Here is an 11496-nt window from a genome sequence, read left to right as displayed (position 1 = left end):
GCCCGCCGAGGCACGTACCGAGGCAGCGGCCCCCGCGGCCGCCTCCGGTGGTCCGGCCACGCAGACCGCGGCCGACCTGCCGTTCACGGCGGCCGACGCGACCAACGTGCTCATCGCCTGGTGGACGAAGCTGCGTCCGGACCAGCTGGGCGCGGCGGACTCGATCGAGTCGCTCACCGACGGTGCCTCCAGCCGCCGCAACCAGCTGCTGATCGACCTGGGTGGCGAGCTCTCGCTCGGTGCGATCGACGGGGCGGCCGAGGCCGACCTGACGACGCTGGGTGGTCAGGTCGACGCACTGGCACGCACGTACAAGCCGCTCGGCCCCGTGCTGGGCGAGGCGCTGGGCGACCATCTCAAGAAGGTGCTCGGCCCGACGGGTCGCAAGCAGTCGGCGATCGCCGAGCGCGTCACGGGTGCGTGGCAGCTGGGTGCCGGCTGGGCCGCTCACGTCCTGGCCGAGCTGGCCATGGTGACCCGTGAGGGCCAGAGCGTCCGCGGCGGTGCCTTCGGTGACGTCACGATCGGCTCGGCCGGTGACGTGGACGCGGCGATCGACGCCGCGGTCCAGGCCGTCGCCGCGCGCCGCGGGGTCACGGTGCAGATGCCGTCCTCCGGTGGCGGCGAGGGCGCCACGATCGACGCGGCCGCCCTGGGCGAGTTCACCGCGAGCATCACCGGTCGCGACGGCGTGCTGGCCTCGGCCGCCCGCCTCGTGCTGGAGCAGCTCGACCTGGTCGACGTCGCCGAGCTCGAGGAAGAGGACACGGATGCGGCCGCGCTGGTCGAGCGGGTCGAGCGGGAGCTCGGCGCGGACTGGCTGAAGGCCACCGCCGGAGTCTTCGACGCCGAGCACGCCGTCGTCCTCGACGACCGGTGGGCCTCCGCCCGCGAGGACCTCGCGCGGCTCGCGCACGGGGTCGACGTGACCGGCAGCTTCCTGGGGACGGGCGAGACCGTCGCCAAGCAGGCCGACCACTGGTTCGCTCGCACGGATGACGAGCGGTTCGTCCGGATCGCCCGCGATGCCCGTGACACGAGCCCCGGCGCGTTCGCGTCCGAGGTCGCCGTGGTCACCGGTGCCGCCGACGGCTCGATCGCCGGCTCCGTCGTGGGCGAGCTGCTCGCCGGCGGCGCGACCGTCGTGGCCACCACGTCGTCGCTGGCCCCGAAGAAGCTGGCGTTCTTCAAGCAGCTCTACCGCGAGAACGCCCGCGCCGGGGCCGTGCTCTGGGTCGTGCCCGCCAACCTCGCCTCGTTCTCCGACGTCGACGCGCTGGTGGAGTGGATCGGTGCGGAGCAGTCGCGCACCGCGGCCGGTGTCACGACCGTGAGCAAGCCGTCGCTGACCCCGACCCTGCTGGTGCCGTTCGCGGCCGGGCGGGTCATGGGCGACGCCACCGAGGCGGGCCCGCGCGCCGAGATCGAGATGCGCATCCTGCTGTGGTCGGTCGAGCGACTGGTCGGCGCCCTGTCGTCGTCGGTGACGGACCGGAACCTGGCCGCCCGCCTGCACGTCGTGCTGCCGGGATCGCCCAACCGCGGCATGTTCGGCGGCGACGGCGCCTACGGCGAGGCCAAGGCCGCGCTCGACGCGCTCGTCACGAAGTGGGGCTCGGAGAAGCGCTGGGCCGACAAGGTCACGCTGGCCCACGCCATCATCGGCTGGGTCCGCGGCACGGGGCTCATGGGTGGAAACGACCCGCTCGTCGAGGCCGTCGAGGCCGCCGGCGTCCGTACGTGGTCGCCCGAGGAGATGGCGTCCGCGCTGCTCGAGGCCTGCACGCCGCAGGCACGTGAGCGTGCCGCCCAGGCGCCGCTCACGCTCGACCTCACGGGCGGACTCGGCGACGCGAACCTCGACATGAAGGCGCTCGCCGCCGACGCGGTCGCGGCGGCGTCGGGGGACCGTGGCGACGAGTCGGACTCGACGGCGATCGCGGCCCTGCCCGCGCCTCCGTCGCGCCTCGACCGGGTGGACACCCCGGAGTGGGCCGAGGTCACGGCCCGCCCCGAGGACCTCGTGGTCATCGTCGGCGCCGGCGAGCTGGGCCCGTACGGCTCGGCCCGCACGCGCTTCGAGATGGAGGTCGAGGACCGGCTCTCCGCGGCCGGCGTGCTCGAGCTGGCGTGGTCCACCGGACTGCTCAGCTGGGACGCGACGAACCGCGGCTGGTTCGACACCGAGTCCGGCGAGGTGGTCGACGAGGCCGACATCGCCGACCGGTACGAGGACGCCGTGCGCGAGCGGATCGGCGTGCGCCGGTACGCCGACGACGGCTCCATGGTCGACAACAGCGCTCCGCTGCTGGCATCCGTGTACCTGGACCGCGACCTGACGTTCACGGTCTCGGGCGAGGCGGAGGCGCGAGCGATGCGCGAGGCCGACCCCGAGCACACCGTCATCGCGCAGGACGCCGAGGGCGAGTGGACCGTCACGCGCCGCGCCGGCACGCAGGTCCGCGTCCCCCGCAAGATGAAGCTGACCCGCACGGTGGGTGGCCAGATCCCGACGGGCTTCGACCCGACGGCCTGGGGCGTCCCCGCCGAGATGGTCGAGGCCGTCGACCGGGTCGCGCTGTGGAACCTCGTCTGCACCGTGGATGCGTTCCTGTCGTCCGGCTTCACGCCGTCCGAGCTGATGCGCTGGACCCACCCGACCCTCGTGGCCAACACGCAGGGCACGGGCATGGGCGGCATGTCGTCGATGCACTCGCTGTACATCGACACGCTGCTGGGCGAGGCCAAGCCGAACGACATCCTGCAGGAGGCCCTGCCGAACGTCATCGCGGCGCACGTCGTGCAGTCCTACGTCGGCAGCTACGGTGCGATGGTCCACCCGGTCGCCGCGTGTGCCACGACGGCCGTCTCGGTCGAGGAGGGCGTCGACAAGATCCGCCTCGGCAAGGCTGAGTTCGTGGTCGCCGGCGGGTTCGACGACCTCTCGGTCGAGGGGATCGTGGGCTTCGGCGACATGTCCGCCACGGCGGACTCGGGCGCGATGGCCGCGAAGGGCATCGAGGACCGGTACTTCAGCCGCGCCAACGACCGTCGCTACGGCGGCTTCGTCGAGTCGCAGGGCGGCGGCACGCTGCTGCTGGCCCGCGGCGACCTGGCGGCGCGGATGGGCCTGCCGGTCCTGGGCGTCGTCGCCTACGCGGCGTCGTTCGCCGATGGCGTCCACACGTCGATCCCGGCCCCCGGCCTGGGTGCGCTGGCGGCCGGTCGCGGCGGGCGGGAGTCGCAGCTGGCGACCTCGCTGTCCGCGCTCGGCGTCGGTGCCGACGACATCGGCGTGCTGTCGAAGCACGACACGTCGACCGGCGTCAACGAGCGCAACGAGTCCGAGCTGCACGAGCGGCTCGCGGCGGCCCTGGGCCGCAGCGAGGGCAACCCGCTCTACGTCATGAGCCAGAAGGCGCTGACGGGGCACGCGAAGGGCGGCGCGGCGGCGTTCCAGCTGATCGGCCTGTGCCAGGTGCTCGAGGGTGGCGTCGTGCCGCCGAACCGCAGCCTGGACTGCGTCATGGACGACCTCGCCGAGCACGAGCACCTCGTGTGGCTGCGCGAGCCGCTGCGGACGGGTCCGCTCAAGGCCGGTCTCGTGACCAGCCTGGGCTTCGGCCACGTGGCCGGCCTCATCGCGGTCGTGCACTCGCAGGCGTTCGTCGAGTCGCTCCCGGCCGAGCAGCGCGACGCGTACCTCGAGGCGGCGGAGCGTCGCCGGATCGAGGGCCGCACGCGGCTCATCGACGCGATGTACGGCGGCGAGGCGCTCTACCGCCGCCCCGCCGGGCGTCGCCTGGGTGAGACCGGCACGCGCGAGCGGGAGGCGGCGCTGCTGCTCGACGCCAGCGCGCGACTCGGTGACGACGGGGTCTACGCGTGCCGGTGATCGGCACGGGGATCGACCTCGTGGACGTGCCCGGCTTCGCTCAGGAGTTGCAGCGACCGGGTACCCGCGCTGGCGGCGTCTTCACCGCCGCCGAGCGCAGCGACGCCCGGAGCTCTCCTTCTGGCTCCGGGCGTCGCACCCCCGATCAGGAGATGGCCTCCCTCGCCGCACGGTGGGCGGCGAAGGAGGCGTTCATCAAGGCGTGGTCCGAGTCGCTGTGGGGGAGTCCGCCACCGCTCGATGAGCACGTGCACGCCCTGATCGAGGTCGTCCGCGACGCGTGGGGACGGCCCCGCATCCGGCTGCACGGTGACGTTGCGAAGCACCTCGAGGACGTCACGGTGCACGTCAGCCTCAGCCACGACGGTGACAGCGCCATCGCGATGGTCACCCTGTCGACCGGTGACGGTTTCCCCGGTTAAGTAGGTTTCCCTTCACTTGACGAGGTTCGTAACCCTCGAAAAGTGACAGGGAACCTCGTTCAGTCGCCTCCAGGCTCGGGGCGGGTGGCCGACCTCTCTGGGTCGTAGGCGCGAGAGCCTGCGTCGTCGCGACAGCCGGCTTAACGAGGTTCCCTGTCACTTCTCGAGGTTCGTAACCTTCGTGAAGTGCCAGGAAACCTACTTAACCGGGGAAACCGTCAGGTCGCGCCGGCCTCGGCGGCCAGCAGGTATGTCCCGAGGAGTCGCTTGAGCTCGACGATCGCCTCGTCGTGCTCCTGCAGGTCGCGGACCGAGAAGTTCAGCATCGAGTAGGCCATGTGCACGAGCACCTCGGCCATGATCTTGCGGCGGTCCCGCGGCGTGCCCGGGGTCAACGGTGCGAGCACGTGGGCGACTCGTGCCGCCAGCTCACGCTCGGTGACCTCGGCCGTCGACCGGGTCACCGGCGTGGACTGCACGGCGTACCAGACGGCGCTGCGCGAGGGATCGTTGATCCACAGCCGCGACATGTGGTCCACCAGACGGTCGAGCAGGACGAGCCAGTCCAGGGTGGGCAGCTCGGCGGCGAGGCTGTCCAGCTCGGACGCGATCGCCACGGCGTTCTGGCGGTCCAGCTCGCACACGATGACGTACTTGTTCGCGAAGAACTGGTACAGCGTGCCGATCGGCAGGCCGGCGCGGCGCGCGACCTCCTCGCACGTGAACGACTCGAAGCCCAGCTCGAGCAGGACGTCGCGCGAGACCTGCAGCAGGTGGTCGAACTTGACCTTGCTGCGCTCCTGCGTCGGCCGCTTGCGCGGTTCGAGGATCTGGGCGGTCACGCGCGTCACCCTACCCCTTGCTACTTGGAAGTAGCGTCCAATCCGGCCCGCACGAGCGGGTCGATCATGGCGCCGATGCCTTCGAAGCCGGCTCCGAGGGTCTGGCCCTGGGTGTACCGGAAGTGGATCCCCTCCAGAATCACGGCGAGTTTGAAGTACGCCAGACCCAGGTGGAAGCCCAGTTCGCTCACGTCGCGACCCGACTGCATGGCGTACCGCTCGACGACGTCGTCGGGGGAGAGGTAGCCCGGTGCGAGCGGTGCGTCGGTGACCTGGGCGCTGCCGGACGGACCCGCCGCCAGGGCGAGGTTCTGGTAGGCCAGCATGATCGCCACGTCGGTGAGCGGGTCGCCCAGCGTGCTCATCTCCCAGTCCAGGACCGTCGTGATGCGGTCGCCGTCCTGCGTGTCGACCAGCACGTTGTCGAGGCGGTAGTCGCCGTGCACGATCGTGCCCTCGCTCGAGACCGGGACGTTCGCCGACAGGCGCGCGGCCAGCTCGTCGATGCCCTCGATCTCCCTGGAGTGCGAGGCCTCCAGCTGCTTCTTCCACCGGGCGACCTGGCGCTCGAGGTAGCCGTCCGGGCGACCGAAGTCGCCCAGGCCGACGGCCTCGTAGTCGACCGCGTGCAGCTCGGCGAGCGTGTCCACGAGGCGCTCCGTGATGTCGCGGATGCGCTCGGAGCCCAGCGGCTCGAGGTCGGCCGCGCGCTGGAACGCCGTGCCCGACATCTTCTCCATGACGTAGAACGGCGCGCCGATGACGGAGTCGTCGGGGCACGACGCGATCATCCGGGGCACGGGCACGGCGGTGCCGGCCAGTGCGGCCATGATCCGGTGCTCGCGACCCATGTCGTGGGCCGTGGCCAGCACGTGGCCCAGCGGGGGACGGCGGACGATGACATCCCGCTCGCCGTTGCTGACCGCGTACGTCAGGTTCGACTTGCCGCCCGTGATGAGCGTCGCGCCGAGGTCCCCGGGGAGCTCCCCGGGGACCTCAGCGTCGAGCCACGCACGCAGCGCGTCGAGGTCGAGCCCCTGCACGCTCTCGTCCGAAGAGGTCACGTCAGTCCTTCGGTCCGCCGGCGACGTAGATGACCTGGCCGGAGACGAAGCCCGCACCCTCGGAGCACAGGAACGCCGCCGTGTTGGCGATGTCCTCGGGCTGGCCGACGCGCTGGACGGGGATCTCCTTGGCGGCGTACTCGATGAAGTCGTCGAACGGGACGCCGATGCGCTCCGCCGTCGCGGCCGTCATGTCGGTCTGGATGAAGCCCGGGGCGATCGCGTTCGCGGTCACGCCGTACTTGCCCAGCTCGATCGCGAGCGTCTTGGTGAAGCCCTGCAGTCCGGCCTTGGCGGCCGAGTAGTTGGCCTGGCCGCGGTTGCCCAGCGCCGAGGTGCTGGAGAGGTTCACGACACGGCCGTACTTGGCCTCGGTCATGTGCTTCTGGACGGCCTTGGTCATCAGGAACGAGCCCTTGAGGTGCACGTTCATGACCATGTCCCAGTCGTCGGCGGTCATCTTGAACAGCAGGTTGTCGCGGATCACGCCGGCGTTGTTGACCAGGACGGTCGGGGCGCCGAGCTGGTCGGCGACCTTCGCCACCGCGGCCTCGACGGCCTCGGCGTTCGCCACGTCGGCGCCGACGGCGAGCGCCTGGCCACCGTTCGCGACGATCTCGTCGACGACGGTCTGGCAGGCGGCCTCGTCGAGGTCGAGGACGGCGACCTTGAAGCCGTCGGCGGCGAACTTCTTCGCGATGCCGGCGCCGATGCCACGGGCGGCTCCGGTGATGATGGCGGTACGGGATTCGGACACGTGCGGTCTCCTTGGTGTCTAAGCGCTTGCTTAGTTCACCGTAGCGCACGCCCGGGCGGTGCGGAAGGTCACACCCGGACACGCGGATCGAATATGAGGCATTCCTCATGTTTGCTCTATAGTTGAGGAATGCCTCACGTTTCTGACGACCGTCTGACCCAGGCCGCCACCACCGCCTCCCCGTCCCGCACGGCGCTCGACCAGCGCCGACGCGACCGGTACGCCCGCGTCGAGCCCCGCGGAGCGCGCGTCCACACGGCACGCGAGCGGGCCGAGATCCTCCTCGACGAGGGGACGTTCCACGAGCTGACGCCGCTGCGCGCCGCGCAGCCGGGTGCCGGCAGTGGCGTCGTCACGGGCTGGGGCCTGGTCGACGGGCGCCCGGTCGTCGTCGCCAGCCACGACGCCGCCGTCGCCTCCGGCGCGATCGGTGCGGTGATGGCCGACGCGATCTGCCGTGCGCAGCGGTTCGCGATCGACCAGGGCTTCCCGATCGTCTACGTGAACGACTCCGGCGGAGCGCGCGTCCCCGACGGCATCCTGGCCCTGCACGGCTGTGGCGAGATCTTCGCGCTGAACGTGGAGGCGCAGGAGCGCATCCCGCAGATCTCGGTGATCCTCGGCCCTTGCGCCGGCGCCGCCGCGTACTCGCCGGCGCTGACCGACTGGACGATCATGGTCAAGGGTCACGGCCACATGTTCCTGACGGGTCCGGACATCGTCCGCGCGGCGACGGGTGAGGACGCCACGGCCGACGACATCGGCGGCTCGGGCATGCACACCCGCACGAGCGGCGTGGCGCACCTCGAGGTCGAGACCGAGCTGGACGCGCTGCAGTCGGCCCGGCACCTGCTCTCCTACCTGCCCACGAACGTCGACTCGCCGCTGCCGGTGGCCGACGCCGTGCCGGTCAACCAGCACTCTGCCGAGGCGCTCGCGAGCGTCGTGCCCGAGAAGGCCAGCGTCGTGTTCGACATGCATGCGGTCGTCGACGGCGTGCTGGACAACGGCGCCCGCCTCGAGCTCATGCCCGAGCACGCCGGCAGCGCCCTGACGCTCTTCGGCCGGATCGAGGGCCGCCCCGTCGGCGTCGTCGCGAACCAGCCGGCCGTCCGCGGCGGCATCCTCGACTCCAAGACCTCGGTCAAGATTGCGCGGTTCGTCGAGTTCTGCGGCCGCTTCGGCATCCCGATCGTCACCCTCGTGGACGTCCCGGGGTTCCTGCCCGGCACCGTCGAGGAGGGCCGCGGCATCATCACGCATGGTGCGAAGGTGCTCAAGTCGTACGTGAACGCGAAGAAGTCGCTGCGCCTGACCGTCGTCGTCCGCAAGGCCTACGGCGGCGCGTACATCGCGATGGGCTCGACCTCGCTCGGCGCCGACGCGGCGTGGGCCTGGTCGAACGCCGAGATCGCCGTGATGGGACCCGGCGGCGCCGTCGGCCTGCTGCACCGTCGTGCGCTGGCGGCCGCGGAGGATCCCGCAGCCCTGCGTGACGAGCTGGCGGCGGAGTACCGCGAGAACGTGGCCCGCCCCCACATCGCGGCCGAGAGCGGGATCATCGAGGACGTCATCCATCCCGAGGAGACCCGCGACCGTCTGGTCCGCTCGATGCGCCTGCTGGAGCACCGATGATCGACGCCAAGGCCGAGATCGTCGGCAACGTGTGGAAGATCGTCGCGCGCGAGGGTGACCAGGTCGGACCCGGCGACCCGCTGATCATCCTCGAGACCATGAAGATGGAAATTCCTGTCAGCGCTCCCTCGCACGGCTACGTGTCGCGGATCCTGGTGAGCGAGGGCCAGATCGTCCAGGAGGGCGACTCCGTCGTCGAGATCGACGACACCCTCGGGGCCTGACACCGCGGATCGTGCTCGCCGGCCCCGTGACAGGATGCGCGGGTGACCGACTTCCGACACGAGATCCCCATGCGGTGGGCCGACCTCGACTCGCTGAACCACGTCAACAACGTCGTGTACCTGAGGTACGCGGCCGACGCGCGAGCGGAGATCGACGGGCTGCCGTCGGGCCCGATCAGCTCGATGGAGATCCAGTTCAAGCGGCCGATCCTGCTGGGCACCGAGCCCGTCGTCGTGACGTCGACGGTCGAGGGTGACGGGGTCTCGCAGTCGATCTCGGTGCAGGGCTCGCCGCACGAGTTCGCCACCATCACCTCACGGTTCGGCGGCCACGCGCCGCCGGTGGAGCCGCAGCAGGACGTGCACCGGGCGGAGCTGCGCCTGCGGCACACGGACATCGACGACTCCGGTGAGGTCAGCGCCGCCCAGGCGTTCGAACTCTTCCAGGAGACGCGCATCCCGTACTTCACGACCGTCATGCCGTGGATGCGGCCCGGCGGCTTCGTGGTCGCCCAGCTCGAGGTCCGGTACCACCGGCCGATCGTGTGGCAGACCGAGCCGCTGGTCGCTCGTGCCTGGATGTCGCGCGTGGGTCAGGGGTCCTTCGCGGCCGAGACCCAGCTGTCGTCCGGCAGCGAGGTGTGCGCCTCGTCGAGTGCCGTCCTGGTCGGCTTCGACGCGGCGACCCAGACCTCGCGCAAGTTCGGCGAGGACGAGCTGGCGGCGCTGCGCGCCCAGCTCGCCTGACCCGGGCCGCCTCAGTCCTGCGAGTTGATCATGAAGTTCGCGGCGTGCTGGACGTAGGCCCAGAACTGCGCGTCGAGCTCGGGCTCCAGCTGCGCGGCGTCCAGGCCGGCCCGGAAGTGCCGGAGCCAGCGGTCGCGTGAGTCAGTGTTGACGACGTAGTTCGCGTGCCGCATGCGCAGGCGCGGGTGACCGCGCTGCTGCGAGTAGTCGTTCGGGCCGCCCCAGTACTGCTCGAGGAACATCGTCAGGCGCTGGGCCGCCGGGCCGAGGTCCTCCTCGGGGTACATCGGCTTGAGCACCTCGTCCTGCGCCACCCCTTGGTAGAAGACGTCGACGATCAGCTCGATCGTGGCGCGGCCGCCGATCGCCTCGTAGAACGTCTCCTGCGGCTGTGCTTCGGTCATGCGGTGCCTCCGGTGGGCGGGAAGATGTTGACGGGGATGCGGATGCCGGCCTCGTCGAACCGGCGGAGCACTCGACTGCGCAGGGCGCGGGCCACCTCCCACTGGTGCATCGGAGCGGTCTTCAACGCGGTGCGGACGACGGCGCCGTCCTTGGCGAAGCTGTCGACGCCCCACACCTCCGGCTCCTCGATGATCACGCCGGAGTACGTGGAGTCGGTGAAAAGCCGGACGGACTCCTCGCGCAGGATCCGCTCGACCTCGTCGAGATCGGCGTCGTAGGCGACCGTCACGTCCAGCAGCGCGCGGGCCCACTCCTGGCTCATGTTGCCCACGCGCAGGATCTCGCCGTTGCGGACGTACCAGACGGTGCCGTCGACGTCGCGCAGCCGGGTGACGCGCAGGCCGACGGCCTCGACCGTGCCCGAGGCCTCACCCACGTCGACGACGTCACCGACGCCGTACTGGTCCTCGAGGATCATGAAGATCCCCGACAGGAAGTCCTTCACGAGGGTCTGGGCGCCGAAGCCGAGTGCCACGCCGGCCACGCCGGCGCCCGTCAGCAGCGGGGCGATGGGCAGTCCGAGGACGCCGAGGATCATCACGAAAGCGATGCTCCAGATGGCTCCGGAGGCGATGCTGCGCAGCAGCGAGCCCATGGTCTCGGCGCGCTGGCGGCGCCTTTCGCTCGAGCCGGCGCGCAGGTCCGACAGGAAGACGCCGGCCTTGGTCTTGGCCAGGACGCCGTGGACCGGGCCCTTGGCGGCACGTCCCGTGAGTCGATTGATGAAGCGGTGCGAGAGCCAGCGCAGGAAGACGGCCAGGATCGCGATGAGCGCGACCTTGCCGGGCACGTCCAGCACCCAGGCGAGGGCATCGTTCATCGTCCAGGGGAGGTCCACCCCTCCACCCTACGGGTGACCGGTCGCGCCCAGATCGCGGTGGATATCATGGCTGCATGAGCCTCGCCCGAGTGATCACCGCCGTGACCGCCACCCTGCTCGCCGTCGTCGCCGCAGCGTCGCCGGCCTCGGCCACGACCGCCCCCGACACGTGGCCCCAGGGCGAGAGCCTCTCCACCCTCGAGTGGCTCGGGCTCTTCGTCGGCGGCACCCTGTTGCTGGTCGTCGTGATCACCGGACTCGCCGCGGCGGTCAACGCGAAGGTGCACCACCATGTCGTCGTCCCCGGGCCGCCCTCGGGCACGGCCATCGAGGCCACGGAGCACATGCCGCTGCCCGCTCCCGCGGAGAAGTCCGAGCACTGATCCGGCTGACGCCATGGTCGAGGACGCGCGGAACCGGTTCGCTGAGGACGTCTTCGCCCACCGCGTCACCCAGGACGGCAAGGTGCTGATCTCCTGGCAGGGCCGCACCGTCACGACCGTCTCGGGCGCGGCGGCCGCGAAGCTGGTCGACCGCCTCGAGGCCGCCGACCGCCGTGAGGTCCAGCACCTGCTGGCCCGCGCGACCGGCCACTTCAAGCACGGTACCGAGCGCTAGCCGCGAG

At 71.1% G+C, this 11496-nt stretch carries 12 protein-coding genes; 7 read left to right on the top strand and 5 right to left on the bottom strand.

The genetic code is table 11. The features are described 5' to 3' along the window. Positions 1–3895 (top strand): beta-ketoacyl synthase N-terminal-like domain-containing protein (locus tag RT323_RS05675; protein WP_313405748.1); only part of this gene is annotated, 3895 nt, incomplete at its 5' end. Next, positions 3886–4317 carry a holo-ACP synthase gene (locus tag RT323_RS05670; protein ID WP_313405747.1) on the top strand — a complete coding sequence of 144 codons (432 nt, stop codon included), beginning with the start codon at positions 3886–3888 and terminating at the stop codon, positions 4315–4317. The genes RT323_RS05675 and RT323_RS05670, both read left to right, overlap by 10 nt. A gap of 218 nt (positions 4318–4535) precedes the next feature. On the opposite strand, the gene RT323_RS05665 is transcribed toward RT323_RS05670, so the two are convergent. From RT323_RS05665 to fabG, 3 genes are read right to left on the bottom strand one after another with little or no spacing between them, the layout of a single operon-like run. After that, complete coding sequence (locus RT323_RS05665; protein WP_313405746.1) at positions 4536–5159, bottom strand: TetR/AcrR family transcriptional regulator; 624 nt, start codon at positions 5157–5159, stop codon at positions 4536–4538. Positions 5160–5179: 20 nt separating this feature from the next. After that, entirely contained in the window at positions 5180–6223 is a 1044-nt protein-coding gene (locus RT323_RS05660) for a phosphotransferase family protein (protein WP_313405745.1), read from the bottom strand. A gap of 1 nt (position 6224) precedes the next feature. Continuing rightward, positions 6225–6980, bottom strand: a complete 756-nt coding sequence (gene fabG / locus RT323_RS05655; RefSeq protein ID WP_313405743.1) for a 3-oxoacyl-ACP reductase FabG — start codon at positions 6978–6980, stop codon at positions 6225–6227. Between the two features lie 129 nt (positions 6981–7109). On the opposite strand from fabG, the gene RT323_RS05650 reads away from it, so the two are divergent. From RT323_RS05650 to RT323_RS05640, 3 genes are read left to right on the top strand one after another with little or no spacing between them, the layout of a single operon-like run. After that, the gene (locus RT323_RS05650) at positions 7110–8615 is read left to right on the top strand and encodes a carboxyl transferase domain-containing protein (RefSeq protein WP_313405741.1); all 1506 of its coding nucleotides are present in this window, start codon (positions 7110–7112) and stop codon (positions 8613–8615) included. After that, positions 8612–8839 carry a biotin/lipoyl-binding carrier protein gene (locus RT323_RS05645; protein ID WP_313405739.1) on the top strand — a complete coding sequence of 76 codons (228 nt, stop codon included), beginning with the start codon at positions 8612–8614 and terminating at the stop codon, positions 8837–8839. The genes RT323_RS05650 and RT323_RS05645 overlap by 4 nt, the downstream gene beginning before the upstream one ends. Before the next feature lie 42 nt (positions 8840–8881). Continuing rightward, a complete protein-coding gene (locus RT323_RS05640; RefSeq protein ID WP_313405738.1) occupies positions 8882–9586 on the top strand; it encodes a thioesterase family protein in 705 nt (234 codons plus the stop codon). Positions 9587–9597: 11 nt separating this feature from the next. Here the strand turns inward: RT323_RS05640 and RT323_RS05635 are convergent, their stop codons facing one another. Together RT323_RS05635 and RT323_RS05630 are read right to left on the bottom strand one after the other, a co-directional pair. Further along, on the bottom strand, positions 9598–9990 hold the full coding sequence (locus RT323_RS05635; RefSeq protein WP_313405737.1) for a globin: 393 nt from the start codon (positions 9988–9990) through the stop codon (positions 9598–9600). Further along, complete coding sequence (locus RT323_RS05630) at positions 9987–10889, bottom strand: mechanosensitive ion channel family protein (protein ID WP_313405735.1); 903 nt, start codon at positions 10887–10889, stop codon at positions 9987–9989. Before RT323_RS05630 ends, RT323_RS05635 begins: the two co-directional genes overlap by 4 nt. A 56-nt stretch (positions 10890–10945) precedes the next feature. Between RT323_RS05630 and RT323_RS05625 the strand changes: the two genes are divergently transcribed. Together RT323_RS05625 and RT323_RS05620 are read left to right on the top strand one after the other, a co-directional pair. Beyond that, complete coding sequence (locus tag RT323_RS05625; protein ID WP_313405733.1) at positions 10946–11254, top strand: hypothetical protein; 309 nt, start codon at positions 10946–10948, stop codon at positions 11252–11254. 13 nt (positions 11255–11267) lie between these two features. After that, on the top strand, positions 11268–11489 hold the full coding sequence (locus RT323_RS05620; protein ID WP_313405731.1) for a hypothetical protein: 222 nt from the start codon (positions 11268–11270) through the stop codon (positions 11487–11489). The last annotated feature ends 7 nt before the right edge of the window (positions 11490–11496 follow it).

This window comes from Aeromicrobium sp. (assembly GCF_032084975.1).
Classification (GTDB): domain Bacteria; phylum Actinomycetota; class Actinomycetes; order Propionibacteriales; family Nocardioidaceae; genus Aeromicrobium.
Note: the sequence above shows the minus strand (reverse complement) of the source record. Positions and strands in the feature narration are given on the sequence as shown.